This is a genomic window from Pseudomonas sp. sp1636, from assembly GCF_030376615.1.
In the GTDB taxonomy this organism is placed as follows: Bacteria; Pseudomonadota; Gammaproteobacteria; order Pseudomonadales; family Pseudomonadaceae; genus Aquipseudomonas.
The window spans coordinates 19,703-45,271 of the sequence record NZ_JARRAB010000018.1 but is presented as its reverse complement, the minus strand read 5'-3'; the positions used below and the strand labels follow the sequence as shown (position 1 = coordinate 45,271).

Here is a 25,569-nt window from a genome sequence, read left to right as displayed (position 1 = left end):
CCGATAAGCCGGCAACACTGCCCTTCACGCTCCTGTTTTGGCCAGCCTAGCGCTGGCCTTTTTTATGTTTCCCGAGCTGACGCCTGGTCTCAGGATCCAGCCCGCCAGGCTTGCTGCACCAGTGCACTCCAGGCCAATAAACGGTGCACCCGGCGACAAGCCAGCCGCCATATCCGCGCGTAATTTGAGTGACGTGGGCAAGACATCCGTCACGGCCCCCCGGATAAAAACAAGATTCCTGGTGACCCATGAACACAGTAGATCCGATCACCCTGGCAGTCGTGCGCGGCGCGCTCGAAACCGCCCAGCGAGAAATGACCCTGACGCTGGAGAAGACCAGCCGCTCCAGCGTGTTCAACCTCGCCCATGACTACTCCAACGCCCTCTTCGACCACTTGCCGGAAATGATTCTGCAAGGGCAGGACATCCCGATTCATCTGGGCTCGCTGATTCCCGCGATGAAATGCGTGGCCGGTTTCTTCGGCGATGAGATTGCCGAAGGCGACGTCATCTACCACAACGACCCGGCCTACATGGGCAGCCATATCCTCGATTGTTGCATGTACAAACCGGTGTTCTACCAGGGCGAACTGGTGTTCTGGGCGGTCTGCAAGGGCCACCTGACCGACATCGGCGGCCCGGTGCCGGCCGGCTACAACCCGGACGCCATGGAAATCTACGCCGAGGGCCTGCGCATCCCGCCGGTCAAGTTGTGGGCCCAGGGCCAGCGCCGGGAAGACGTGATCAACCTGCTGCTGACCAACATGCGCGCCCGCGCCTACCAGGAAGGCGATCTGAATGCCCAGTACGGTGCCTGCAGCGTGGGCGAACGCCACCTGATCGAACTGCTCGACCGCTACGGCGTCGACCAGGTGCGCGCCTGCATCACCGAGCTGAAGGATATGGCCGACCGCCACATGCGCGCCCTGCTGCGTGAAGTGCCAGACGGTTTCTATAGCGGCACCGCCATTCTCGAAGACTCCGGTCATGGCCTGGGCGAACTGTCGATCACCGCCCAGGTGGAAATTCGCGGCGACCAGGCCCACGTACTGATCGAGAGCCCGCCGCAGGTGCCTTACTTCATCAACTCCTACGCGGGCAACTCGATCTCCGGGGTCTACCTCGGCCTGATGATGTTCGCCCAGGTGCCACCGCCCTACAACGAAGGCCTGTATCGCTGCGTCAGCGTCGACCTCGGCCCGCCCGGCACCCTGTGCAACGCCCAGGAGCCGGCGCCGCACGTCAACAGCACCACCACACCGATGGAAACCCTGGCCGACGCCGTACGCCTGGCCCTGGAGCAGGCCGCACCGGAGCGGGTGACCGCCTCCTGGGGGCATGCCAGCGGGATCAATATCGCCGGCCGCGACCCACGCAGCAACAACGACGAATACGTGACCATGGTGCTGGCCTCGATCATCTCCGGCGCCGGCGCCAACCAGGCCATGGACGGCTGGCCGGCCTGCGGCCCGCTGTGTTGCTTCGGCGCACTGATGTCCGGCGATATCGAGCTGCTGGAGTACTCCTATCCGGTGCTGATCCATCGCTACAGCCTGATGGCCGACAGCGGTGGCGCCGGCGAATTCCGCGGTGGTTCCGGCACCCGCCTGGAGCTCGAACCGCTCGAGCACGCCATGACCGTGATCGGTTTCGGCGAGGGTCGGCAGCTGCCCACCGCCGGTGCGGCAGGGGCGAAGAACGTGCTGCTCGAACCCAAGCTCGGCCGCCTGATCCATCGGCATGCCGACGGCGAGGAAACCCACTACATCCAGAACACCATGCTCACCGCGCAGCCGGGCGAACGGGTGATCAACGTCAATCCGGGCGGTGGCGGTTATGGCAACCCACTGCGTCGGCCGCTGGCCGCGGTGCAGGCCGATGTGCGCAACGGCCTGGTCTCGCTCGAAGGCGCGCGCCTGGAATACGGCGTGGTGATCGACGGCAACGGCCAGCTCGATGAAGCCGCCACCCACGCCAACCGCGCCGCGCACTAAGCACCGCCCCATTGAGCAATGCAGAGGATTCGAGCATGAGCAAACAACAATATCGCCTGGGCATCGATGCCGGCGGCACCTTCACCGACTTCATCCTCGCCGACCACCAGGGCAATGTGCAGCTGTTCAAGGCGCCATCCACCCCGCATGACGGCACCCTGGCGATCCGCAACGGCCTGGCGCAGATTGCCGATGCCATCGGCCGCACCCCGGCCGAGATCATTGCCGACTGCGACCTGTGCATCAACGGCACCACAGTGGCGCTCAACGCGCTGATCGAGAAGACCGGGGTCAAGGTTGGCCTGCTGTGCACCGACGGCCATGAAGACAGCCTGGAAATCCGCCTCGGTCACAAGGAAGACGGCCATCGCTACGACGCCACCTACCCGCCGGCGTATATGCTGGTGCCGCGCCACCTGCGCCGCCCGATTGGCGGGCGGATACTCAGCGATGGCAGCCAATACAGCCCGCTGGACGAGGCGGCGATTCATGCCGCCATCGACTACTTCCGCGAACAACAGGTGCAGGCGGTGGCGATCTCCTTCGTCTGGTCGGTGCGCAACCCCAGTCACGAACAGCGCGCCATGCAACTGGTGCGCGCCGCCCTGCCGGACGTGTTCGTCTGCAGCGGCCACCAGGTGTTCCCGCAGATTCGCGAATACACCCGCACCTCCACCACCGTGGTCAACGCCTACCTGAGCCCGGTGATGGGTCGCTATATCGAACGCATCGACGCCCTGTTCGAGGAACTCGGCGCGCAGCAACCGACCCGCTACTTCCAGTCCAACGGCGGCCTGGCGCCCGGCGCGGTGATGCGCGAGCGGGCGGTCAATGCGATCAACTCCGGCCCGGCCTCCGCGCCGCAAGCCGGTCTGTGCGTGGCCCAGCCCTTCGGCATCGACAACGTGATCACCGTCGACATGGGTGGCACCTCGTTCGACATCACCCTAAGCAAGGGCGGACGCACCAATTTCAGCAAGGACAGCGACTTCCTGCGCTACCGCATCGGCGTACCGATGATCCAGGTGGAAACCCTCGGCGCCGGCGGCGGCTCCATCGCCCACCTCGACGACTTCGGCATGCTCCAAGTCGGTCCGCGCAGCGCCGGCGCCACCCCCGGCCCGGTGTGCTACGGCAAGGGCGGCGTGGAGCCGACCGTGACCGACGCCAACCTGGCGCTCGGTTATCTGGCCGACGGCGCCCTGCTCGGCGGCAGCATCCGCCTCAACCGCCAGGCTGCGATCGAGGCGATCCGCAGCAAGATCGCCGAACCGCTGGGCATAAGCGTCGAGCGCGCGGCCATCGGTATCATCACCCTGGTTAACCTGAACATGGTCAGCGGCATCCGCCGGGTATCGGTGGAGCGCGGCTATGACCCGCGCGATTTCGCCCTGATCGGCGCCGGTGGAGCGGCGGGCATGCACGTGATGCGCCTGGCCGAGGAGATCGGCAGCCAGGTGGTGCTGATCCCCAAGGTCGCTTCCGGCTTATGCGCCTTCGGCCAGATTCTCTCGGACATCCGCTACGACCAGTTGACCACCCTGCCGATGCGCCTGGATGATGCGCACGTCGACCTCGAACGACTTAACCTGGCCCTGCACCAACTGCGCGAACGCGGCATGGCCAACCTGCGCGACGACGGTTTCAGCGCCGGCAACCGGGTCGACTGCCAGTACAACCTGGAAATTCGCTACCTCGGGCAGATCCACGAGTGCAACGTCGAGCTGAGCTGCGAGCGACTCGACCGCAGCAGCCTGGCGGCGCTGCGCGAAGCCTTCCACCGGCGGCACAAGGCGCTGTTCTCCTACAGCGAGCCGGACAGCCCGGTCGAGCTGGTCAACCTCGAATGCTCGGTGATCGCCCGCCTACAACGACCGCCCATGCCGGAGCTGGTCATCCCCGACGCGCCCGCCAAGGCCAAACCGGTCGGCCACCGACCGATGCTGTTCAACGCCCAGGACGACTGGCAGGACACCCCGGTGTACAACGGCGACCGGCTGCAGGCCGGGCAGACCATCCAGGGCCCCTGCGTGATCGAGGAAGCGACCACCAACATAGTGGTGCCGCCGGGCTGGCAGGCCACCCTGGCGCCTTCGGCCACCTACCGACTGACGCCTGGTGATTGACCCCCCGTAAACATTGGCAAATGATGGCAAATCAACGGCGCCGACGGTTTACTGATCGGCGCCGTCCTCACAACAATAAAAATGAGGATCGGCCATGGCACAGCAACTCTCCACCCGCTATTGGCCCGATGGTGAGCGCCAACCGCGCTGGGCCGAGGCCATCGGCAGCACCTATTTCCCCCTGTCGCTGGAATTCGCCCCCAACGCCAGTTTCAGCGGCAGCCTGCAGATCTGGGAAACCAACAGCACCTCCCTGACCTTGTCGCGCCTACGCTCCAGCCAGCTCGGCTACTCGCGCAGCAAGGCCCAGGTCAGCGAGGATCGCGAAGCTTGCTACCTGGTCACGGTGCCGCGCCGTGCCGAGGTGCATTTCGAGCAGGACGGCCGCGAACTGCACTGCCAGCCAGGCGGCTTCATCTTCGAGCGCGGCGATGCGCCCTACCGCTTCCACTACGCCAGCGACAACGATCTCTGGGTATTCAAGCTGCCCGAGCGTGCCCTGCATGGCCAACTGCGCGGCGCCGAGCGCTATACGCGCTTCTGCTTCGATGCCAAGCGCAGCCTCGGGCGGATCTTCGTCGACCAGTTGGCCATGTGCGCCGCGCGCTTCGACGAGTGCGACCAGGCCGCCCGCCACATGCTGCTGGAGCAAGCCCTTTCGACCCTGCTGATGGCCCTGCGCCAGGACGAACGGGTGCTCAACAGCGAAAGCTCGAACCTGGCCGCCTTGCACCTGCAGCGCATCGAGCACTATGTCGAACAACACCTGTGCTCGTCCGAACTGACCCCGCAGCAGGTCGCCGCCGCCTGCGGCCTGTCGGTGCGCTATGTGCACAAGCTGTTTACCAGCACCCCCTACAGCCTCGGCGAGTGGATTCGTGTGCAGCGCCTGGAAGCCATCAACCGGCGCCTGCACGACCCGCACTGCCACCTGTCGATTGGCGAACTGGCGCTGCACTGGGGCTTCAGCGACCAGGCCCAGTTCACCCGCAGCTTTCGCCAGCACTTCGGCTGCACCGCCAGCGAGATCCGCGCCGGCTTACCCAACAACAGGTAGTGCGCTCCCGGCGCGAAGCAGCACTGGTGATTGGGCTGCTCCCCAAGCACCACGGGAGCGGAGTAAATAGCCCCTCAAAGGGACAAGTAGCGGAGCCGCCTGCAGGCGGCCGTCGTCATATGCCAAATTTGAGCGGGTCATAGTGCCCATCTTCCTTTTCCCGGTTTCGGGTGTAGGCACGCAGCATCTCTATCCAGCCTTACAATCGAGACGAAATGCCCCTCGATCATTTCCTCGACCGTCACGCCCTTGCGATTTGCTTTATTTCGTTTACTACCTGTAGCAACGCACCTGTTGCAGCCGATGCGCTTTTGACCCACGTACCGGAATTTCATTGACCTTATTTCGAACGCCGAACTTGTTGTTGCCTTTCGCTTTTCAGACTGTCGGGCCGGGTCAACATAGTGTCGGCACCCAGGTCGATAATGCGTCGGCGGCAACAGGTCTGAGCTTTGGTTACCCACGCTCACCAAGAATGAATAGTACGTCTCACTTGATAATTATCATTCTCATTCAAAATATATGGTGCATATACTCGAATTCTTTGGATCCAAACGATCAGGATCCACATGCCCTCAACGTGGAATGCCAAGTGACATCGACCAGTGCCACCCGCTTCAAGCGTCTCATACTACTGACAATGCTCGTGTTGTCCTTTGGGCCATGGCTGCCGACGCTGGCAGATGCGCAATCCATCGGCCGGTCACGACTGGTACTGGCAGGTCCGCCAGCCTCGGTTTCGTATCCGCTGATACATATGCTGGAAAGCGGATCCCTGAACGACCTGGCGCAAAACATCGAGTTCGTGCTCTGGACCAACCCGGATCAGTTGCGCGCATTGGTGGTCGGCAAGCAGGCCGACTTTATCGCCGCCCCAACCAATGTAGCAGCCAACCTGTACAACCGAGGTGCCGACATCACCCTGCTCAACGTGTCCGGCTGGGGATCATTGTGGATGGTGTCACGTAATCCGAATATGAAAACACTGGCCGATTTCAAGGGTCAGGAGGTGGCCATCCCCTTCCGCGCCGATATGCCGGATATCGTATTCAGCTTTCTCGTCGACCGGCAGGGGCTGGATCCGAGCAAGGATTTCCGCCTGCGCTACACCTCGACACCGCTGGATGCCTTGCAACTCCTGATCATGCGTCAGGTCGATCATGCCTTGCTGGCCGAGCCCGCAGTCTCCATGGCACTACGCAAGACCCGCTCCTTTCCAGTATCGTTGGTCGCGCCAGAACTGTTCCGCAGCGTCAACCTGCAGGAACAGTGGGGCAGCCTGCACAACAGCGAAGCCCGCATTCCCCAGGCCGGGTTGGCGGCGTTAGGCGCAGCCCGCATCGATTCGCACATGACTCAGCGTCTCGAAGAAGCCTACACACAGTCCAGCGATTGGTGCTTCGAGCACCCCCGGAAGTGCGGCGAGATGGTCGCCCGCCATATCGGCCTGCTCAGCCCCGAAGCCGTCACCGATTCCCTCCAGGTCTTGTCCCGTCATCACTCGAGTGCGATCCAGGCCCGCCCTGAGCTGGAAGCATTCTTCCGGCTCCTGCTCGAGCGTCAGCCTGCCAGCGTTGGCGGTAAACTTCCAGATGCCGGCTTTTATGGCGGCGCAGCCAACTAAATGCGCCTCCTATTGAAAATGGCGTTCTTGAAAATGGCGTTCTTGAAAGTGGCGTTCTTGAAAGTGGCGTTCGATAGCTTGCTGTCTACGCTGAACTATCTATGGAGTGGCTGGGGAGCCCTGGCAAGCCTGCTGCTTTTCTGCGCAACATGGGAGCTCGCGGCGCAGGGCTATGGCGCCCTGGTGCTGCCGGGCCCGCTGGCAACGCTGGTGCAACTTTCGCTCATGTTCGAAGATGGCATTGCCCTTGCGCAATTGGGCATTTCCGCCCGTCGCACCTTCTATGGGCTAAGCGCCGCCCTGCTCGCCGGCAGTTTTCTGGGATTGCTAGCCGGTCGCTCGCTCACTGCGGCCATGCTTTCACGACCATTGGTCACACTGCTGCTGGGCATGCCACCGATCGCCTGGCTGGTGCTGGCCATGCTCTGGTTCGGCATGGGTGATGCGACCCCCGTATTCACGGTATTCATCGCCTGCTTCCCCATCGCATTCGCCGCCGCCATGCAAGGCGCACGCACGCTGGACAATCAACTGCTGAAGGTCGCGCGAGCCTACCGGCTGCCCAGAGGCATGCTCCTTACCGACCTGTACGTTCCCCATGTCGCCTCTTACCTGTTCCCGGCGTGGGTCACGGCGCTCGGAACCTCGTGGAAGGTAGTGGTGATGGCCGAACTACTGAGCACTACGGATGGCGTCGGCGCGGCCCTGGCGGTTTCCCGCGCACAACTGGATACAGCCACCTCACTCGCCTGGATTCTCGCGGTGCTGGCACTGTTGCTGGGCACCGAATACCTGCTCCTCGAGCCACTCAAGCGGCGGGTCGAACGTTGGCGCACGGTGGAGGAAAAATGAACGCCCTGCACATTCGCCATCTCTATCACCGATATGGTCCGACCGAGGTCCTGGCCGATGTCGGGCTCGACCTCTACGCAGGCGAAACCCTGGCCTTGATCGGCCCCTCCGGGTGCGGCAAGAGCACGTTATTGCAAGTGATCGCCGGCTTGATCGGACCCTCGGAAATCGTCATGCAATGCGACTTCCGCGGGATAAGCTGCGTGTTCCAGCAGCCCAGTCTGATGCCCTGGATGACCGCCAGGGACAATATTGCCCTCGGCCTCAAGGCCCTCGGCGTCCCCAAGGCTGCTCGCCGCAAGCAGGTGGCGAATTTTGCTGCCCGCCTTGGGCTGACAGAGAGCGATCTGCTCAAGTACCCACATGAACTTTCGGGCGGCATGCAAAGCAGAGTTTCCCTTGGCCGCGCCCTGGTGCTATCGCCCGATCTGCTGTTGCTCGACGAACCCTTCTCATCACTCGACGTCGGCTTAAAGCTGGAGCTTTATGCCCTGCTCCGCGAACAGCTCATGCAACGTGGCAGCGCGGTTCTGCTGATCACCCACGACCTCATGGAAGCCGTGCGTCTGGCGGATCGCGTCCTGCTGATGGTGCCCAACCCCGGGCGTCTGGTACATGAGTTCGTCTTGGGCCTGCCGCAGAACCAACGCACGGAGGCCTGGATATACAAGACAACTGGCGAGCTCATGGAAACCCGGGAAATGCGTATCGGTTTCGGCCTGGGCCAGGGGACTCTGGCGCCTATTGTCACCCGCCATGGGGCGCACGCAGGCTGCCAGCTATGAACCGACTTTTGCCTCTACTGATGTGTGGCTTCCGCCCGTTTTTCCTGCTGACCGCCGCTAGCGCCACACTCTTCATGCTGGTCTGGCTGTTATTGCTGAATGGCTGGTGGTCGGCCTGGAACCCTGCAGGTGGCATTATTCTTTGGCACGCTCATGAGCTGACCTTCGGCTTCATCGCAGCGGCCACTGCGGGCTTCGCCCTGACCGCAGTTCCGGAGTTCACCCGAACAGCCGGAATCGGCGGCAAGGTGCTGCTTGCCCTTCTCTGGCTATGGTTACTGGCCCGCCTGTTCTACCTGCTGTCATCGTTTTGGCCTCCAGCTCTCGGACTCTGGCCCGCCGCTCTCTGCAACCTGGTCTTCTGGCTGCTTCTGCTGCGCCTGATCGCTCCGCCGCTATGGAAGGATCCGGGCCGCCAACACCTGAGCTTCGTCTGGGTCATAACCTGCCTGGGCTTGCTGCAACTGGGATTCTTCATCGCACAACTCACCGCAGCCGATGCGCTGCCCTGGATCCGAGCAGCAATAGGCGTCGTGATGATACTGATCGTGATCGCCACCAGCCGCATCTCCATGAGCGTGGTCAACGGACGTATCGAAGAGGGGCGTCCCGGCGGGCTCGCACCGACGGACAGCTACTTGGCTCGTCCGCCACGCCGCTATCTGGCGATCTTGTGCATCGCCATCTGCAGTGCGAGCGAGTTCGCCCTGGGCCATCACAGTGTCACCGGCTGGGTTGCTCTGGCCGCCGCTGCCGCCATGTTCAATCTACTTAACGACTGGCATGTGGGCCGAGCACTCTTCAGTCGCTGGGCCTTGATGCTCTACGCCAGCTACTGGCTGATCGCACTGGGTTACGCCGGCATGGGCGCAGCCTGGCTAGGTGCACCGTTCAGTCCGTCGGTTGGGCGGCACCTGCTGACCAGCGGGGCCGCTACCCTGGCCATTTTCACCGTCATGGCCTTGGTCGCCCGTATTCATGCCGGGCTCTGGCTGGACAGGCGACCCTGGCTTCCGCTTTGCGCCACTTTGTTGGTTATCGCCTCCCTGCTCCGGGCGCTAGCGGGTCTGCCCCTGGCGGCAAATGCAGCCATGCCGATCCTGAGCCTGGCCGGCCTACTGTGGGCGCTTTGCTTTGCCGCATACCTCTACTACACCTGGACCACCCTCACCGGCCCACGCGAAGATGGCCTGGAAGACTGCTCCGGTCCTCAGGCGAGAAATGACGACGGTTGCTGAAAAGGCTTGCTCAATTGTTCCCCAAAGCCTGTCTGGCGTAGTTGCAGCAGTCAAATAAACTGCTGCCCAGATGTGTTGTAGACTCTCCGCGCTCAAAGCCGATTTCCGGTGCAGGCAACTCGACGGAATGGCAAAGCCCTTCGATATCCAGCAATACCAATTCCTGGCTCCGTCCCCCTACAAGGCCCGCACGGCGAAAGGCGCTCAACTGGCGCGAGAAGGTTTCCGGAGTGATGTTCAACTGGCGTGCCAGCACGCCGTGACTGGCCGGCAGCGTCAACCAGGCACTGCGCTGCTGGATGTACAGATCCATCAGATAAACCACCAGGCGCTGGGCGGAATTGCCTATGGTCAGCAGATCGATACGGTTAAGCGACTGGGATATCCGTACGGCCATGCCTTCCAGCATGGCGATACTGAAGTCCGGCGAGGCCCGGCACAGCTCCAGCAAACGCTCCCGGGGCAATCGATAAACAGTGGAGTCAACGCTGGCCTGCGCCGACAGTGGATAACAACAAGGCTCGACAAACATGACGGTTTCCGCCAGGAGATCGCCGGCCAGCATGCTGCGAAAGATCTTATGATCGCCCTTATAGCTGGGCCGATACAGCACCACGCTGCCCTCTTCGACGAGGAAAAAATAAGCCGCTTTGTCACCCATGTGAAACAGATGTTGACCGCTTTCCAGCTTGACCAACGAGACGCCTTCGAGAAGGAACTGCAGCCCTTCTATGCCAACCTTGGAAAACACCGGTGAGCGGGTAAGCAAGTGGATCAGACCTTTCGCCTTCATGGCACATTCATCGCGCACGATAAGCGAGAGGGCGTGTGCGGCTCCGCCCAGGGCAGCCGCTGCCGCCGAAGCAGGCCATCAGCCAACCCATCACCCTCGTGCAACTCTCCAGTTAATGAGAAACATTATCAAAAAACAATGCTACTCCATTTCCTAGCGTTTTGAAGCTGATAATTGTCATGACAGCCTTGCGAGCTCGTGAAAAAACTCTCGTCTACTGCGGCCGCCTCCAAACGCCCGCTACGGCGCTCGATTTTTTCACAAGCCCTGAGATCCTCTGCTCAACCCCACTGCCCCGCCAGCACCGTCCATGCGCTCGGCCGGCACCTCAGAAGTCCCGGCGCAGCATCAGGCTCAACTCCGTCTGCTTGAAGCCGAACGCCCAGTCCAGATTGCTGTGGTTGATGCTGTGGCGCAGGCGCAGCTCGGGGCTGATGCCGGCAATCGACCAGCCCTTGGCGCCCATGCCGAGGATGTAGACCTGCTGGCGGTCTTCGCGACGCGCCCCCAGGAAGCCGTCATAGGCCTCGTTCTTCGCCTCGCGGTAGATCGCCAGGGCATTGACGAATAACCCGGCACTGCCGGCGAAGGCATGGTAATAGCCCGCCCGTAGCGCCCATTCGCGGCTACTGGCCACGTCCTCTGCATAGCGTTTACGCGTCAGGTCGAGGCCGGCGTACAGGCTGCCCTGGCTGCTCGGGGCAAAGCTCGCCGACAGCCCCCACCGGTACTGCTCATAGTCGGCGCCCAGGCGTTCGCCACGGTCGCTGTAGCGATAACGTTTGGCTTCCAGGCTGCTGCCCAGCTGCCAGCGCTGATCGAGGGCGCGACTGCCCTCCAGCTGCAGGCCGTGGGCCAGGTATTCGCCATGGCCGTTGCGGTAGAAGTGTTCGAGGGTCGGGCTCAGCGCCAGGCTGTTGCGCGCATCCAGGTACTGGTAACCCAGCTGCAACATCGCCAGGTTGTTGCTGTAATCCTGCAGGCTGGCCGTGCTGCTGGGGTTTTCCCGCTGGTAGAAGGTGCCATAGCTGAGCGGGCGGATCTGCAGGTTATGGTTGCCGCCCAGGTTGATCCTCCGCTGCAATGACAGCTCGTAATTGACCAGCTCGGAGCCGATGGCTTCCGGCATCTGTCGCTCGAACAGGCAGAATCCGGCGAGCTGGCTCAGGCAGCTGTAGTGGCCGTTGCCCTGGTTGATGTTGTCGTTGTAGCCCCAGCCCAGCGCCGCGCTGCCGTGCCAGTCGGCACGGATGTCCATGGCCTGCTGGTATTGCTCGGTCAGCAGCTGCACCTCGGGCGGCAGGCCGGCGTCCAGCGCCCTGGCAAAACTCGCCTGGGCGCGCGACTCCTGGTAATCCTCGAACAACAGGCGCGACAGCTCCAGGAGGATGCGCGCATCCCAGGGCTCCTGCTCGCTGGCCTGTTGCATGCGCTGCAGGGCCAGCGGGTAATCACCCTGGAAGCGCGCCAACAGGCTGTCCGCCATATTCGCCAGCGCCGGGCGGTGGCCTGGCAGTGCCCGGTAACGGTCGACAAACTCCGGCAACTGGGTCCATTGCTGGGTGTTGATGGCCACGTAGATGGCCGGTGTCAGCGCCTCCAGGGTGCTTGGCACCTCATAGCGCTGGCCCTCGTACAGCAGGGTGCCGGGCGGCGGCGCCAGCTCGCCTTCGGCTTGGGTTTTCTGTTCGATGCTGCGCCGGGTTTGGTCCTGCAAGAAGCGCGTATCGTCGTCATCGGCCCAGGCGCCGGGCACGACAAGACCCGCCAGGTACAGCAGCCAGGCGGCTGTGCGGCGACAAGACATAAGCAATTTCCACAATCAATGTGCGTGCACTAGAATGAAGGCCGGCGAACCGGCCTCCACAGGTACCCCTGCCAAGCGCTACCGAACGAGACTCCCTCCGGCAACGCCCTGTTTGACGCTCTTCACTGGTTGCCGCCAGTGGAGAGTGTTCAAACTTTAAGGAGTGATGGTGCCGCCGACCTTGCTGCCGCCGAAGGCGACGTCATCGGCAACGCCAGCACCCGCCTTGTGGATACCGGCCAGGGCTTGTGCGCTGTTATAGAAGCGGCCGTTGATATCTTCACTGCTACCACTACCACGGGTGAAACGACCGTCGGTGTGGATAGTCGTGTTCGCAAAACTCAGGGTATCGGTTCCGCGGCTGATAGACCCGGTCAAGCTATTTGTACCCGAACCGTAGTTGGCCGTCAGCGTACCCTTGTACAGGCTCGGGCTGGCCGGCAAGCCGCCGGCCAGCGTAGCCCCGGAAGCATCCGTGCCGGTTTGGTTAATGCCGATTACGTTGTACTGCACATTGGTCATGCCGGGGGTCTGGGCCACTGCATTGTCACCCACATACCACACGGTGCGGCTGGCGCTGGTCATGTTCAGGTTGGTGCTATTGTTCGGCGGGGTGCCGGCAGCACGCGGTGCCCACTCGCCAAAGTACACGCCACTGCCCACCGCCAGGGGCGCGCCGCTGGTATTGGCCACCTGGCCGATCACCAGGCCGCCAAACTGCGGAGCCAGGGAGATCTGGGTGATCTGCCGCACGCTATTGATGGCAAATTGGGCTGCGCCGTTGCTGGCGGAGGCCTTCCACACCTGGGCGATATTGATCGGCAAGGGGAACATGCCGACATCAGCTGGCTTCATAATGGTGCCATTGCCACGCGCGGCAATCGCCGCGTTCGAGCCCTTGATCGGGCCGCCGGCCAGGTCGATATAGCTGCTCGCGCCATTCAATGCCACGCCGGAATTGCCACCCCCGAACATACTGTGGTTCGACGCGCCAACCTTTACACCCGCGATATTGGAGGTGCCCCCTTGTACATTCGGAGAAGCCGCCAATGCCGCGCCGCTACCCACCATCGCCATAACAGCCAGGGCTAATGTTGATTTCTTCATCTTTACATCCTCTTTATTGAGATTGAACAACCGCGCGTTTTTTCCAAAAAAACGCGTAAAAAAACCATATCTGCGTTATGCGTCGGGCCGCTGTAGGCGCGGACTTATCCGCGAAATTCGCGGCTAAAGCCGCTCCTACGGCGTGACGTGAACGTGGCAACAGTTAACGGGTACATGGCCTAAAAACACTAGAAATTGGCGGTCAGCCCGGCGGTGAGGGTGCGCCCAGGGCCGGGCAGCAGGGTCTTGGCCATGGGGTCCAGGTAGTACTCGTCGGTCAGGTTGGTGACGCCCAGGTTGACCGCCAGTTGCTTATTCACCTGGTAATTGGCGTAGAGGTCATGCAGCAGCACCGAGCGCCAGTAGAAGCCATCCTGGCTGCCGTTCCTGAACCAGGCATCCCGCGCCAGGCCATTGAGCGCCGCGACGCTCACTTGCGAGCCCAGCAGGTCGTCCAATTGGCTGTTTTCCGCGCCGGCGTGGTACACGCTGCGCCAGCCCAGCTCCAGCTGTTCATTGAACAGGCGGGTGCCCAGCGCCAGGTCAATGGAATACTCGGGCTGCAGGCTGTTGCCGCTGTAGGTGCCGGGGAAGCCGCCGGTCATGCAGGTGGGAATGCGGTTGTAAAAGGGGTCCAGGCCTGAGGCGTAGTCCTTGTCGCACAGCTCCTGCTCCAGCCGGTAGGTGGCGCCCAGGCTGCCAAACAGCCGGCCGCTGTCGAAGCGCGACTGTAGCTCCACACCGCTGGTTTTCTTCTGGTCGAACTGGATGCTGTCGAGATACAGGCCGCGATCGATAAAGTTCTCGATCTCGGTGTTGTAGTAACTCAGCCGCGCATCGGCAAAGCCCAGGCTGGGGAAGAACTGGGTGAGGTCGTGGGCATAGCCCACCTCCCAGTTGCTGTTGCGCTCCGGCTCGCTGGCGCCCAGCGCCAGGGTACCTACGGTGCCGGCGCCATCGATAATGGCGCTGGAGGTCAGCTCGTTGATGCTGGGGAAGCGGGTGGTCTGCGCATAGCGCACAAAAGCCGTGCCAAAGGGCGTAAGGCGTGCGGTGGCGCTCAGCACCGGGCTCAGGGCATGGCCTGATTGCTCTTCCGGTATTTCCCAAGCATTGCCTGCATGAATTTCTTCATAAACCTCCGTGCCATAAAGACCCGCAGACTTTACTCTTAGATCCGCCGCACCAGTACCCTGGACATCCTCTACTGTTTCATAGAGCTTACTGACATCGAACTCACCATTTACAAATGGATTTTTCGACGAGTCCATCTTCCCATCTTTAATTGGCACAATAACTTCGTTTATCCAATAAGAAAAAGTCTTCCCATGTTGCGAAATGTTAGTTCCATGCCTTACATCAACTGTTCGCCCGGCACGCCATGCATCACTTGCATCTCTGGCATCTTCCCAAGCATCCTTCAAGGCTTGATACTCTGGAGGCTTTACACCAGTGGCGAGATAGTCTGTCATCACGGGCCAGTACAGATCCGCTGCACGCTGCTGTTGATCACCTATAACCTTCCCCTCTGCATATTCCTCATTTGTCAATAATTCCTCCCACTCCAGCTTCACACCAGTTTGGCGCTGCGTCGCCTTATGAAACTCGCTTTGCTGGCGACGCAACTTGGCCGTGCCGATGTCCTTGCCGGTGTATTGCAAATAACGGGTGCCGGCGGTAACGGTGAGCCAGTCGGTGGCCTCCCAGCTCAGGTTCATCATCGCCGAGTATTCCTGGCGCTCGCCGGAGCGCGGGCCAAGGCGATCGGTTCCCGTATTCAGAAAGACGCCATCCGGCAGCAGGCCGTTGGTGTCGCGCGTGCTCTGCTGCACCCGTTCATCCAGCGTCTCCTGCTGGTAACTGCCGCCCAGGGTCAGTTGCAGGTTGCTGGAGAGGAGCATCTGGTTGCTGACGTCGAAGCCGGTGCGGTCATGGTTGGTCCACTGCCGGCCCAGGGGCTTGATGGTGCCGTCATGCTCCGGTTGCGGGAACAAATGGGCGTTCTCATCCCACCACTGTTGCCCCATAAACTGTATCGCGTTCGTTTTTCCCCAGTCCCAGTCCTTGAGCGCCTCCTTTTCCTCGGCCGTCAGCTCCAGCCCCCACGGCGAGATACCGGTCTGGTAGCGCATGCCCTTGGCCTTGGTCTGCCACAGGCTGGTCTCCAGGTCCAGCCAGGGGGAACCTTGGGGCTTTAGGTCGTAACTCAGCTTGTAACTGTCCAGGCGCAGTTCCGAGCGCGGATCTTCCGTGACAAAACCACGCATGTTCGCCCAATCCAGATCCGGCTGGGCTTGTTCCGCGCCCTCGCGGTAGGCATACATCAGCAGCGAACGCCCCGGCGTGGTTTCGCCGAAGGTCGTATCGGTGCGCATAAACTGCAGCCCCAGTTTTTGTTCGTTGGGCAGGTACCAGTTGTTCTTCACCAGGGTGGTGTCGGTGTCACTGGAGGTGTTGAACACCTCGCTACCCGCCGTATACACCTTGGTCAGGTTGGGGACGTAGACGTCGGTGCTGCTTCTATCCCAGGCATCGTGGCCCGCATAGCGGCTGGCATTGTGTTCCCCGGCATAGTAGTTGCCCGACGTCCGCTCGCTGCGCGACAGCAGAATATCGGCCACCTCATTGCGCCCGGCGATACTCAGCGTTTCCGAGTGGTCGTCGAAATTGAAAACCTGCCCATCGCTCTCGCTGCGGGCCGGCGGCGTGCTGAGGTTGACGCCCTCCAGCTCCACCCGCTCCGCGCCAGGAAAGGTGCGATAGTCCTGGCCAAACGCCGAGGTGGCATCGAAGCGCGGCGCGCTGGTATTGCTTGAGGTTTTCAGGTTGCTTTCAATCCCCCAGCTATCGCCTTCGGGGATGATGTCGCTGGCTTCGATGGTGCGGATATTCACCGCCCCGCCCACGCCGCTCTTGATGCCCCGGCTCAGGGACGGGCCTTTTTCCACCTCGATGCTGCGAAACAGCGCCGGGTCGACATAGCTACGGTTGCCCGAACCAAAGAAATGCAGCCAGACGTTGGTGGACTGCTCGGTGCCGTCGATGGTCAGCGGCGTGCGCCCTTCGCCGGTGATGCCGCGGATGTTCGGGGTAATCGACTGGCTGCTGCGGGTGTCCATGCTGTAGACGCCGTTCATGCCCTTGAACACATCGCCTGGGTTGCTCACCTGGAAGCGCTGCAGCTCCTCGCGCCCCTTGTAAACGCTGGTGACGTTCTCCTGGTAGACCTTGGCGTGGCCCTCGGCGTCTTTATCTTGTTTGCCCGTAACGATGGTCGGTGCCAGCTCGACCCGCCCCTTGTTGGCAGCCTTTTCTTTCTCGGGCTCCTGTTCAACCGGCGCCACTGTCTGGGCCAGCACCAGCGGGCTTAGCACACACAGACTCGATATCAAAAGTGCCAGCTTCTTTGGCGTAAACGGCATTGCAACTCCCCCCTCAAGAAACTCCAACTGAGCGGGATCATCCCCTGGCTAACAGCTGAATAAGAATCATTATTCTTAAGCAGGCAGACGCAGAAGACCTATGACAATTGTCAAAACGTGAGAAAAACGGGATCACAAGGAGGAATATGAGGGGGGCGCTCCACTACGACCTCACTGCTCCGAAAAGAGGCCATCAAGCGGTTGAAAAACCGTCAAGGCGAACGGGTTTCGTACTCATCAAGGTAGCGCTCGATAATCTTCTTGAGCGGCACAGCCTTACGTGATGCTCTATCGAGAGCGCCAAGCTGCGCCAGCTCGGCCTCCCGCCGGCCATCCAGGCACGGGCTACCTGTTTTTCGTCGAACGATTGGCTTTCTTGGTAGACTATTACCCCCTTTTCGCCGCAACCGAATCTGGGCCGTATACTTGACCTGCCCGCTTTTGTTCAAGCGCCTAGTGATCGTTCCCTCCCCGTTCACCTCCAGTGCTAAGTGTTAGCAGCAAGCTTGCGAAAACAGGCAAAAACAAGCTTTATCGGCCACCAACCGACCTGAATCGATGCCCCCAGAATACGCCACAAAGCCAGAAACTACGCAGCCTACAGTGTCCCGCCGCTTCTCCGTGGCGCCGATGATGGATTGGACCGATAGGCACTGCCGTTTTTTTCTGCGCCAGTTATCACGGCATACGCTGCTCTACACCGAGATGGTCACCACCGGTGCGTTGCTGCATGGCGATAGCGCGCGGTTCCTGCGCCACAGCGAGGCGGAATACCCGTTGGCCCTGCAATTGGGTGGTAGCGTGCCGGCGGAACTGGCGGCCTGCGCCAAGCTGGCCGAGGACGCCGGCTACGACGAGGTCAACCTGAACGTCGGCTGCCCCAGCGACCGGGTGCAGAACAATATGATCGGCGCCTGCCTGATGGGCCACCCGCAACTGGTGGCCGAATGCGTCCAGGCCATGCGCGAGGCGGTAAGCATTCCGGTGACGGTCAAACACCGCATCGGCATCAATGGCCGCGACAGCTACGCCGAGCTCTGCGATTTCGTCGGTCAGGTGCGCGATGGCGGCTGCCAGAGTTTTACCGTGCATGCGCGCATCGCCATTCTCGAAGGCCTTTCGCCCAAGGAAAACCGCGAAGTACCACCGCTGCGCTATGACCTGGCCGCACAGCTCAAGCAGGACTTCCCGGCGCTGGAGATCATCCTCAACGGCGGCATCAAGACCCTGCAAGAATGCCAGATGCACCTGCAGACCTTCGACGGGGTGATGCTCGGCCGCGAGGCGTACCACAACCCCTACCTGCTGACCCAGGTCGATCAGCAGCTGTTTGGCTCGACTGCAGCGGCGCTCAGCCGCTTCGAAGCGATGCAAGCGATGCGCGGCTACATCGCCGCGCACCTGGCCGAGGGCGGCAACATGCACCACATCACCCGCCACATGCTCGGCCTGGCTCAGGGTTTCAACGGCGCCCGGCGCTTCCGTCAGCTGTTGTCGGTGGACATTCACAAGACCGCCGAGCCCCTGGCGCTGTTCGATCAGGCGGCGCAATTGCTGCAAGGGCGCTGACTCGGGTAAGGTCAGCGCATCAGTAACGACAAGGCAGTGCCATGACTTCCAAGCTGGATCGACTCAAACAGTTCACCACCGTGGTCGCCGATACCGGAGACCTCGACGCCATCGCCCGCATGCAACCGGTCGACGCCACCACCAACCCGTCACTGCTGCTTAAAGCCGCCGCCATGCCGCGCTACGCGCAGCTGCTGAAAAATGCCGTCGACGCCAGTCAGGGCGACCTGGGTCTGGCCTGCGACCGCTTCGGCGTGGCGGTCGGTCAGGAAATCCTCAAGATCATTCCGGGGCGTATTTCCACCGAAGTCGATGCACGTCTGTCCTTCGATACCCAGGCCACCCTGCGCCGCGCCGAACGCCTGATCGACCTCTATGAGCAGGCCGGCATCGGCCGTGAGCGGGTACTGATCAAGATCGCCTCGACCTGGGAAGGCATCCGCGCCGCCGAGCAGCTGGAAAAATCCGGCATCCAGTGCAACCTCACCTTGCTGTTCTCCTTCGCCCAGGCCCAGGCCTGCGCCGATGCCGGAGTGTTCCTGATCTCGCCGTTCGTGGGCAGAATCTACGACTGGTACAAGAAGGCCGAAGGGCGTGACTTCGTCGGTGCAGAGGATCCGGGCGTGCAGTCGGTGACGCGCATCTACAACTACTACAAGGCCAATAATTACGCGACCGTGGTGATGGGCGCGAGCTTCCGCAATCTCGGTCAGATCGAACAGCTGGCCGGCTGCGACCGCCTGACCATCAGCCCGGAACTGTTGCAGCAACTGGCCGATGAGCAACAACCGCTGGCGCGCCTGCTCAGCCCGGGCAAGGCGGCCGAGGCAAAGCAAAACCTCAACGAAAGCCAGTTCCGCTGGGCAATGAACGAGGACGCCATGGCCACGGAAAAGCTTGCCGAAGGGATCCGCCTATTCGCCCGCGACCAGGAGAAACTGGAAAAATTGCTCGCCGCCAGCGCCTGAATGCAGTGCGGGACGCCGATTTGCATCGAGCGCCCCGCACTTGTCCAACACCGCGATCTAGCCGCGATGCTCTAGCGCATTGACCAGATCATGGAAGGCTTCGCGGTTGGAGTCATTCAGCCCCATCAGAATCCGGTGCGCCTCCAGCACCTTTTCGCGCACCACTTCTTCCGATTGATCCTGCGACGGCAGGTCATCCAGGCACTCCGGGCACGGCACCGGAGTATCGACGATGTTGAACACCTGATCGAAGCCCATCGACTGCAACAGCCGCGTGATATCGGGATGGGTGGTCACCACGGTAGGCAACAGACCGATCTTCTGCCGCGAGAGAATCGACAGCTTGGCCAGCAAGCCCAGGGTGGTGCTGTCGATGCTGCGGGTCTCGGTCAGGTCGATGACGATGGCGGAGAAATTCAGCGCGGTAAAAATTTTTTCGATGGTGGAGTCCAGCGCCGAACACAGGGTCAGGCGCACTTCACCGACAAACTTCAGGACAAAGGTACCGTCTTGTTCGGCGAACTGGATTCTACCGGGGCTTATACCAGGATTCATGCAAGGTTCCTGCTTAACACCAGCAAGGCAATATCATCCGGCATATCCGCCAGATTGGCCAGCCCAAACACCTGACGCAAACCATCCAGGGTTCCACCTGCCGAGCTAACCAAACGGGGCAGTGCGAGCTCTTTCTCCTGCAAGGTATCGCCTGGCAGCAAGTCGAGAATACCGTCGGATAGCAGCGTCAGGCTGAACGACTCAGGCAACGTCAGCACATGATCGGTGTATTCGGCCTCATCGAACAAGCCAACGGGTAAACCACGGCCATTCAGGTAATGCGCTTCACCCTCGCTGTACAGCACTGGCAGCGGCAGATGACCACCGATACTGTAAGTCAGTTGGCCCTGCTGCTCATCGATGACCCCGCCCAACATGGTCACATGCTTGCCCAGCTTGCAATTGATCAAGCCACGGTTGATATGACCGAGGACTTCCGAAGGTTTGAACTCGGGAAAACTGCCATTGCGCCGCAGTTCATAGAGCAAGCGGGTGGTCATGAACTTCAGCAGCACGGTGACGAACGCCGAAGAGGCACCATGCCCGGACACATCCGCAAGGTAAAAGGCGATGCGGCGCTCATCGACGCGGAAGTAGTCGACGAAATCCCCGGACAAATACAGCGACGGAATGATCTGGTGGGCGAACTGCAGACCATCGGCCTTCCAGGGCGTGACCGGCAACATGTTCATCTGCACTTGTCGACCGGCGTTCTGGTCTTCCTGCAACAGATGCAGGCTGGCTTGCAGTTCGCGGTTGGCGGCCTCCAGTTGTTCCCGATAGCGCTGGTTCTCCAGGCGCAGATGCGCGCGATCCAGCGCACGGCGCACCGAATGCTCGAGTACCGCGAGGTCTTCCAGAGGTTTGATCAGGTAATCGGCGGCGCCCAGGCGCAGGGCTTCGACCGCGTCACTCATCACGCCGGCACCCGACACCACGATCACTGGGGTTTGCGTCTGCAGCTGGCTGATCCGGCGGATCAGCTCGAGACCATCGACCTGCGGCATGCGCAGGTCGCAGATCACCACATCCGGCTGTTCGCGCTGGAACACATCGAAGCCTTCCAGGCCATTACAGGCTTGCAGAACGGTGAAGCCGCTGTCTTCCAAGTAGGCCGCGAGACTCGCACGCACCACTTCGTCGTCATCGATAATCAGCAGCGTGGCACTGGTTTTGTGCATTGGGTATCCAGGCAAACTGCGCCGGGGCAAGGCTAGGCGTAAGCACCAGGCCATCGGCCTGCGCGCGCGTACTCGGTTCGTCTCAAGGCGCTGACGGTACTCCCATACGCACCTCGATTCAAGCATGCGCGAATCATCGCTACGCGACTTTACACCTCAAATCGGCGGAGGTTATAAGGGCCGCAGGAGAACCCTACAACAGAGAGGATAGCGCCCATGAGCCAAAGTGATCACGCTTACAGTGAAAAACGCGATTACATCCGTATGCGACTGGAAGCACCAGTCACCCTGCAGCATGCCGGAAAGGAAATTCCTGCACTGTGCCTCGACCTGTCAAGTACCGGTATGCAGCTCGAAGTCGAGTGCGCGCTGAAGATGGGCGACAAGATCAAGGTGCATATCGCCTCCGACCATAACCAGCTCAAAGGATTGGTTGCCGAAGCCGAGGTGGTGCGCGTCAGCGACTTGGACAATGGCCGTCAAACCCTGGGCCTGGCGATTCTGTCGATGAATTGAAACCCGCAGGGCTTGCCACCCACAGGCGGCCCGAGATGGCCGCCGGGTGGGTGAAGAACGCGACTAGAAGTCGTCCTCGACCTCCCCGTCACGTACCTTGAACTCGCGGTTCTGCAAGTAGGCATTGCGGACGAAGATGTACTTGTCGCCGCTGATCATCCGCTCAGCCGACAACAGACTGGCGCGGGTATCGATGACTTCCACGCCGCGCGTGAGGTTACGGCTCGGCACATGGCCCATATATCGGTACGGCTGGAGCAGGCTGTCCGGCGCTTTGCTGACGGTATCGCGCACCGTGCTGGGGCCGAGCAGCGGCAGCACCACGTAGGGCCCACTGCCCAGGCCCCAGACACCGAAGGTCTGGCCGAAGTCTTCGTCGTTGCGCTGCAATCCCATCTGCTTGGCCACATCGAAGAAGCCCAGTAGGCCAAAGGTGGTGTTGAAGATCAGCCGACCGGTGTCCACCCCGGCATCGTGCAGCTTGCCTTGCAGCACGTTGTTGGCCAGGTTGCCGACATCGCCGATATTGCCAAAGACGTTATGCACGCCGTCTTCGAGGAACTGCGGGGTTACCGCCTGATAGCCCTGCGCCAAAGGTTTGAGCGCATAGGTATCAAGGGTGTCGTTGAAGCGAAAGATCGCTCGATTGAAGCCTTCCCACGGGTCTTCTTCAGCGGCTTGAGCCAGCGACGGAAGCAGCACCAGGCTGGTACAGGCAAACAATCGGCCCAGACGAACGATCCAGCTCGCACCGAGTACAGGCATTAGGGTCTCCTTGAGAAAATCTGTAGGCTGGCCCCAGGACAGCCATCGCAGCGCAGTATAGAGCCTGACGCTGAAATAGGCAGCAGAGCAGGCCAGCGGCATGCAGGAAAAGTGCTTACGCGATAGTGCTCACACCCTCGTCAGGCAAAGCACGGGCAAGCCAACTGATCAAGCAGCGAGCCCCGCCACGCGGCCTGACCGCCCTTGATGGTAGTTGTCACAACAGCTTCATCTCCGCGTCATGAGCCGCCTGCAAGCTGGATCCGATAACTTCAAGGATGACTTGCATGCTCGCCAACCCACCCGCCTTCAGTGCGCTGCTTTTCGGTTTGTCCGGTTGTTTGGTGGACTTTGGTGCACGCACATTGCCCACGGCCATGCAGCGCCTGTATCCAGGGCAACGCGCCGAACAGCTCAACGCGGCGCATAGCGCCCTGGAACAACGACTTGGCCGGCCGCCCAGCGCTGGCGAGCGACAGGCCTTGGATCAGGCCTTGAGTGAAGCAGCCTGCGAGCACGCAGAAGCCACCCCTGGAGCCCTGGTGCAATTGCAACAACTGCATCAACAGAATGTGCCCTGCGCCTGGCTCGATGAATTGCCGCGCGATGCCAGCAGCACCCTGGCCACCCCACTGCCCCATTGGCTAGCCGCGGCCCCGGGCAGAGTCGGCCGCCCCTGGCCCGCGCCAGACGCCTGCTGGCAGGCGCTGATGGACTTGCAGGTCGCCCAACTCGACGGTTGCGTGCTGATCAGTGGCGAGCCGCGCCTGCTCCAGGCCGGCCTCAACGCCGGACTGTGGACCATCGGCCTGGCGGCCTGCGGCTCACTCTGTGGCCAGACACCGGCAGACTGGCAAACCCTTGCCGCAGCAGAGCGCGACCAGTTGCGTACCCAGGCGACCTTGACCCTGTATCGCCTCGGCGTGCACGCGGTAATCGATCAACTGACCGAGCTGGATCCCTGCCTGGCCGACCTCGGCTTACGCCGGCAAAAAGGGGAAAAACCCTAACCGCTCCCCGTGCTGCGCGCCAAGCAGCAGTGGCTGGCAAGCCGCCGAGGCCCAAGCCCATGAGCCGAACTGGCAATAGCCCTTCCCCAGCCGCTGAAGATTTGATCCCGAACAAGCAAAGCGGCGTCGCTTGGATTACCCTTGCAAGCATGCAAGTATCTTCGCGAGTGCGCGCGATCAATGTTTTGCCTATCCAAAAGGGAGAGTTTTATGCCTGCAAACCGTCTGCAGCAACAACTGGAAGAGCTGCGTGATCAGTTGGCGCAGGATCTGCCGCTCACTGAAGAAGAACGGGCATCGCTATTTGTCCTGACCCAAGAAATCGAACTCCAGCTAGCCCGCCAAGCGGCAGCCGCACCGGATGCCACCCTGATCGATGGCGTCAACCTGGCCGTGGAACGCTTCGAAGCCAGTCATCCGACCCTCGCCGGCACCTTGCGCAACATCGTGCAGAGCCTGGCCAACATGGGGATCTAAGCGACAGCTGCAAGCTGCCCTGATGCGTTAAACCGCTTATTCGACGCTTGCCAGCTTGCCGCCCCTCCCCGCTTACTGCCGCACCAAGCGCCGGTTGTCCGGCGTTATTGCCGCCGTGCTGCGATAAGGATTGATGTCCAACCCGCCGCGGCGCACGTAACGGGCATAAACCGTCAGGTACTCGGGATTGAGCAGGCGTTGCAGGTCGAGAAAGATCCGTTCCACGCATTGCTCATGAAAATCCGCGTGCTGACGAAAGCTCACCAGATAGGCCAGCAGGCTGGCATGATCCAGCGCCGCGCCGCGGTACTGCACCACCACGCTGCCCCAATCCGGCTGACCGGTAACCGGGCAATTGGACTTCAGCAGGTGGCTGTGCAGGCTTTCTTCGACGATGCGATCCGCCAGGCAGTGCAGCAACTCCGGCTGCGGCTGCGCGTAGTTGCTGATGACCACCTCCAGCTCATCGATGCACTGTCCCGGCAGCGTCGCCACACCTTCAGCCGTCACCTCGGCCAAGCTGCGTACGCGAACCCCCACCGCCTTACCGGCGGCCGCTGACAAATCCCGCTGCAGCAGCGCGCGCAATTCGCCCCGATCATTGAATACCGTCTGGTTCAGCGAGTTGAGGTACAGCTTGAAGGATTTCGATTCGATGATATTCGGCGAATCCGCCGGTATGGCGAACTCGCCAATGGCCACCACCGGCTTACCGGAAGGCAACAACCAGGACAGCTCGAAGCAGTTCCAGAAATCCACGCCCTGGTACGGCAGCGTCTCGGCGCTCAGGCCCAGCTCGGCCCACTTCGGCGCACGGGGAATCGGGAACAGCAGAGACGGCGTATAGGTGGCGATGTATTCGCTGGCTTTACCCAGTGGCGAATCTTCGGCGGCGGGATGCATGGCAAAAACCTGATTAGTCGAAAGAAACGGTGCGTAAGCGCGTAGCCGGCGTCAGACCAGCTCGGCCACGACTGCAGCCAAGGCCTGTGCGGGATCGTTGGCCTGGCTGATCGGTCGACCGATCACCAAATAGTCGGAACCGGCGTCCAGCGCCTGACGTGGGGTGAGGATGCGCCGTTGGTCGTCCTGGGCACTCCCGGCCGGACGAATCCCCGGGGTCACCAGTTGCAGCTGCGGATAGCTGGTTTTCAGCACCTGGGCTTCCTGGGCGGAACAGACCAAACCATCCAACCCGGCCTGCCCGGCCAAGCCGGCCAGACGCAGCACCTGTGTCTGCGGCTCGATATCCAGGCCGATGCCGGCCAGGTCTGCACGTTCCATGCTGGTCAGCACGGTCACGCCGATCAACAGCGGCTTGGCGCCGTTCAGCTTATCCAGGGTTTCACGGCAGGCCGCCAGCATGCGCAGGCCGCCGGAACAGTGCACGTTGACCATCCACACGCCCATCTCGGCCGCGGCCTTGACCGCCATCGCCGTGGTGTTGGGGATGTCGTGGAATTTCAGGTCGAGGAACACCTCAAAGCCCTTGGCGCCCAGCGCCGCGACAATCTCCGGACCGCAGCGGGTGAACAGCTCCTTGCCCACCTTGACCCGGCACAGCTTGGGATCGAGCCGATCGGCCAGCGCCAACGCGGCATCACGGGTCGGGAAATCCAAGGCAACGATGATCGGCGTCTGGCAAACGGACATGGACAGGCTCTCAAGCAAGGAAAATTCGCCGCGCATTGTAACGGAACAACGGCCCGCTTGCCGATCCGGC

21 protein-coding genes and 1 pseudogene are annotated in these 25,569 nt (G+C 61.5%); 12 read left to right on the top strand and 10 right to left on the bottom strand.

Translation table 11 applies throughout. The features are described from left to right. Positions 1-248 precede the first annotated feature (248 nt). The 4 genes from P8H27_RS16870 to P8H27_RS16855 all read left to right on the top strand — a co-directional run bounded on the left by P8H27_RS16870 (position 249) and on the right by P8H27_RS16855 (position 6,801). Positions 249-1,994 carry a hydantoinase B/oxoprolinase family protein gene (locus P8H27_RS16870; RefSeq protein ID WP_289638795.1) on the top strand — a complete coding sequence of 582 codons (1,746 nt, stop codon included), beginning with the start codon at positions 249-251 and terminating at the stop codon, positions 1,992-1,994. Positions 1,995-2,029: 35 nt separating this feature from the next. Next, entirely contained in the window at positions 2,030-4,120 is a 2,091-nt protein-coding gene (locus P8H27_RS16865; RefSeq protein ID WP_289638794.1) for a hydantoinase/oxoprolinase family protein, read from the top strand. A 94-nt stretch (positions 4,121-4,214) separates the two neighbouring features. Then, positions 4,215-5,177, top strand: coding sequence for a helix-turn-helix domain-containing protein (locus P8H27_RS16860; protein ID WP_289638793.1), 963 nt, complete (start codon positions 4,215-4,217; stop codon positions 5,175-5,177). Between the two features lie 640 nt (positions 5,178-5,817). Next, entirely contained in the window at positions 5,818-6,801 is a 984-nt protein-coding gene (locus P8H27_RS16855) for an ABC transporter substrate-binding protein (protein WP_374761368.1), read from the top strand. Here the strand turns inward: P8H27_RS16855 and P8H27_RS20770 are convergent. Then, positions 6,798-6,851 (bottom strand): annotated as a pseudogene (locus P8H27_RS20770) (hypothetical protein); the annotation flags it as partial. The gene P8H27_RS16855 and the pseudogene P8H27_RS20770 overlap by 4 nt on opposite strands. On the opposite strand from P8H27_RS20770, the gene P8H27_RS16850 reads away from it, so the two are divergent. Genes P8H27_RS16850 through P8H27_RS16840 form a run of 3 tightly spaced genes read left to right on the top strand, consistent with a single transcriptional unit; the run spans position 6,835 to position 9,676 of the window. Beyond that, positions 6,835-7,653 (top strand): ABC transporter permease, encoded by an 819-nt coding sequence (locus P8H27_RS16850; RefSeq protein WP_374761367.1) that lies wholly within the window; start codon positions 6,835-6,837, stop codon positions 7,651-7,653. The pseudogene P8H27_RS20770 and the gene P8H27_RS16850 sit on opposite strands and share 17 nt — an antisense overlap. Further along, a complete protein-coding gene (locus P8H27_RS16845; RefSeq protein ID WP_289638789.1) occupies positions 7,650-8,438 on the top strand; it encodes an ABC transporter ATP-binding protein in 789 nt (262 codons plus the stop codon). Before P8H27_RS16850 ends, P8H27_RS16845 begins: the two co-directional genes overlap by 4 nt. Then, entirely contained in the window at positions 8,435-9,676 is a 1,242-nt protein-coding gene (locus P8H27_RS16840; RefSeq protein ID WP_289638788.1) for an NnrS family protein, read from the top strand. The genes P8H27_RS16845 and P8H27_RS16840 overlap by 4 nt, the downstream gene beginning before the upstream one ends. A gap of 10 nt (positions 9,677-9,686) precedes the next feature. On the opposite strand, the gene P8H27_RS16835 is transcribed toward P8H27_RS16840, so the two are convergent. The 4 genes from P8H27_RS16835 to P8H27_RS16820 all read right to left on the bottom strand — a co-directional run bounded on the left by P8H27_RS16835 (position 9,687) and on the right by P8H27_RS16820 (position 16,832). Then, complete coding sequence (locus tag P8H27_RS16835; RefSeq protein ID WP_289638787.1) at positions 9,687-10,469, bottom strand: Crp/Fnr family transcriptional regulator; 783 nt, start codon at positions 10,467-10,469, stop codon at positions 9,687-9,689. Positions 10,470-10,797: 328 nt separating this feature from the next. Further along, the gene (locus P8H27_RS16830; protein WP_289638786.1) at positions 10,798-12,276 is read right to left on the bottom strand and encodes a surface lipoprotein assembly modifier; all 1,479 of its coding nucleotides are present in this window, start codon (positions 12,274-12,276) and stop codon (positions 10,798-10,800) included. A gap of 156 nt (positions 12,277-12,432) precedes the next feature. Further along, positions 12,433-13,413, bottom strand: coding sequence for a hypothetical protein (locus tag P8H27_RS16825; protein WP_289638784.1), 981 nt, complete (start codon positions 13,411-13,413; stop codon positions 12,433-12,435). Between the two features lie 158 nt (positions 13,414-13,571). Further along, positions 13,572-16,832, bottom strand: a complete 3,261-nt coding sequence (locus P8H27_RS16820; RefSeq protein ID WP_289638783.1) for a TonB-dependent receptor domain-containing protein — start codon at positions 16,830-16,832, stop codon at positions 13,572-13,574. A gap of 531 nt (positions 16,833-17,363) precedes the next feature. Here P8H27_RS16820 and dusA point away from each other — a divergent pair. Continuing rightward, a complete protein-coding gene (gene dusA, locus P8H27_RS16815) occupies positions 17,364-18,374 on the top strand; it encodes a tRNA dihydrouridine(20/20a) synthase DusA (protein ID WP_289638782.1) in 1,011 nt (336 codons plus the stop codon). Positions 18,375-18,415: 41 nt separating this feature from the next. Continuing rightward, complete coding sequence (gene tal, locus P8H27_RS16810) at positions 18,416-19,342, top strand: transaldolase (RefSeq protein ID WP_289638781.1); 927 nt, start codon at positions 18,416-18,418, stop codon at positions 19,340-19,342. A gap of 57 nt (positions 19,343-19,399) precedes the next feature. On the opposite strand, the gene rssC is transcribed toward tal, so the two are convergent. Both rssC and rssB read right to left on the bottom strand, forming a co-directional pair. After that, positions 19,400-19,885: an anti-sigma factor antagonist RssC gene (gene rssC / locus P8H27_RS16805; RefSeq protein ID WP_289638850.1), complete on the bottom strand. Its 486-nt coding sequence runs from the start codon at positions 19,883-19,885 to the stop codon at positions 19,400-19,402. 8 nt (positions 19,886-19,893) lie between these two features. Further along, the gene (gene rssB, locus P8H27_RS16800; protein ID WP_289638780.1) at positions 19,894-21,078 is read right to left on the bottom strand and encodes a two-component system response regulator RssB; all 1,185 of its coding nucleotides are present in this window, start codon (positions 21,076-21,078) and stop codon (positions 19,894-19,896) included. Positions 21,079-21,294: 216 nt separating this feature from the next. Between rssB and P8H27_RS16795 the strand changes: the two genes are divergently transcribed. Then, positions 21,295-21,594 carry a PilZ domain-containing protein gene (locus P8H27_RS16795; protein ID WP_289638779.1) on the top strand — a complete coding sequence of 100 codons (300 nt, stop codon included), beginning with the start codon at positions 21,295-21,297 and terminating at the stop codon, positions 21,592-21,594. A 63-nt stretch (positions 21,595-21,657) separates the two neighbouring features. On the opposite strand, the gene P8H27_RS16790 is transcribed toward P8H27_RS16795, so the two are convergent. Continuing rightward, complete coding sequence (locus P8H27_RS16790; protein ID WP_289638778.1) at positions 21,658-22,359, bottom strand: VacJ family lipoprotein; 702 nt, start codon at positions 22,357-22,359, stop codon at positions 21,658-21,660. 287 nt (positions 22,360-22,646) lie between these two features. On the opposite strand from P8H27_RS16790, the gene P8H27_RS16785 reads away from it, so the two are divergent. Together P8H27_RS16785 and P8H27_RS16780 are read left to right on the top strand one after the other, a co-directional pair. Then, on the top strand, positions 22,647-23,369 hold the full coding sequence (locus P8H27_RS16785; RefSeq protein WP_289638776.1) for an HAD family phosphatase: 723 nt from the start codon (positions 22,647-22,649) through the stop codon (positions 23,367-23,369). Positions 23,370-23,579: 210 nt separating this feature from the next. Further along, a complete protein-coding gene (locus tag P8H27_RS16780; RefSeq protein ID WP_289638775.1) occupies positions 23,580-23,846 on the top strand; it encodes a DUF4404 family protein in 267 nt (88 codons plus the stop codon). 72 nt (positions 23,847-23,918) lie between these two features. Here P8H27_RS16780 and queF read toward each other — a convergent pair whose 3' ends face one another. Further along, positions 23,919-24,749 carry an NADPH-dependent 7-cyano-7-deazaguanine reductase QueF gene (gene queF, locus P8H27_RS16775; protein WP_289638774.1) on the bottom strand — a complete coding sequence of 277 codons (831 nt, stop codon included), beginning with the start codon at positions 24,747-24,749 and terminating at the stop codon, positions 23,919-23,921. Positions 24,750-24,800: 51 nt separating this feature from the next. Next, entirely contained in the window at positions 24,801-25,499 is a 699-nt protein-coding gene (gene pyrF / locus P8H27_RS16770) for an orotidine-5'-phosphate decarboxylase (RefSeq protein WP_289638773.1), read from the bottom strand. Between the last annotated feature and the right edge of the window lie 70 nt (positions 25,500-25,569).

What these genes read in the sequence shown, in the direction of transcription:
- P8H27_RS16870 (WP_289638795.1), top strand. Translation starts at nt 249, where the DNA reads ATGAACACAGTAGATCCGATCACCCTGGCAGTCGTGCGCGGCGCGCTC.
- P8H27_RS16865 (WP_289638794.1), top strand. Translation starts at nt 2,030, where the DNA reads ATGAGCAAACAACAATATCGCCTGGGCATCGATGCCGGCGGCACCTTC.
- P8H27_RS16860 (WP_289638793.1), top strand. Translation starts at nt 4,215, where the DNA reads ATGGCACAGCAACTCTCCACCCGCTATTGGCCCGATGGTGAGCGCCAA.
- P8H27_RS16855 (WP_374761368.1), top strand. Translation starts at nt 5,818, where the DNA reads ATGCTCGTGTTGTCCTTTGGGCCATGGCTGCCGACGCTGGCAGATGCG.
- P8H27_RS16850 (WP_374761367.1), top strand. Translation starts at nt 6,835, where the DNA reads ATGGCGTTCTTGAAAGTGGCGTTCTTGAAAGTGGCGTTCGATAGCTTG.
- P8H27_RS16845 (WP_289638789.1), top strand. Translation starts at nt 7,650, where the DNA reads ATGAACGCCCTGCACATTCGCCATCTCTATCACCGATATGGTCCGACC.
- P8H27_RS16840 (WP_289638788.1), top strand. Translation starts at nt 8,435, where the DNA reads ATGAACCGACTTTTGCCTCTACTGATGTGTGGCTTCCGCCCGTTTTTC.
- P8H27_RS16835 (WP_289638787.1), bottom strand. Translation starts at nt 10,469, where the DNA reads ATGAAGGCGAAAGGTCTGATCCACTTGCTTACCCGCTCACCGGTGTTT.
- P8H27_RS16830 (WP_289638786.1), bottom strand. Translation starts at nt 12,276, where the DNA reads ATGTCTTGTCGCCGCACAGCCGCCTGGCTGCTGTACCTGGCGGGTCTT.
- dusA (WP_289638782.1), top strand. Translation starts at nt 17,364, where the DNA reads ATGCCCCCAGAATACGCCACAAAGCCAGAAACTACGCAGCCTACAGTG.
- tal (WP_289638781.1), top strand. Translation starts at nt 18,416, where the DNA reads ATGACTTCCAAGCTGGATCGACTCAAACAGTTCACCACCGTGGTCGCC.
- rssB (WP_289638780.1), bottom strand. Translation starts at nt 21,078, where the DNA reads ATGCACAAAACCAGTGCCACGCTGCTGATTATCGATGACGACGAAGTG.
- P8H27_RS16795 (WP_289638779.1), top strand. Translation starts at nt 21,295, where the DNA reads ATGAGCCAAAGTGATCACGCTTACAGTGAAAAACGCGATTACATCCGT.
- P8H27_RS16790 (WP_289638778.1), bottom strand. Translation starts at nt 22,359, where the DNA reads ATGCCTGTACTCGGTGCGAGCTGGATCGTTCGTCTGGGCCGATTGTTT.
- P8H27_RS16785 (WP_289638776.1), top strand. Translation starts at nt 22,647, where the DNA reads ATGCTCGCCAACCCACCCGCCTTCAGTGCGCTGCTTTTCGGTTTGTCC.
- P8H27_RS16780 (WP_289638775.1), top strand. Translation starts at nt 23,580, where the DNA reads ATGCCTGCAAACCGTCTGCAGCAACAACTGGAAGAGCTGCGTGATCAG.
- queF (WP_289638774.1), bottom strand. Translation starts at nt 24,749, where the DNA reads ATGCATCCCGCCGCCGAAGATTCGCCACTGGGTAAAGCCAGCGAATAC.
- pyrF (WP_289638773.1), bottom strand. Translation starts at nt 25,499, where the DNA reads ATGTCCGTTTGCCAGACGCCGATCATCGTTGCCTTGGATTTCCCGACC.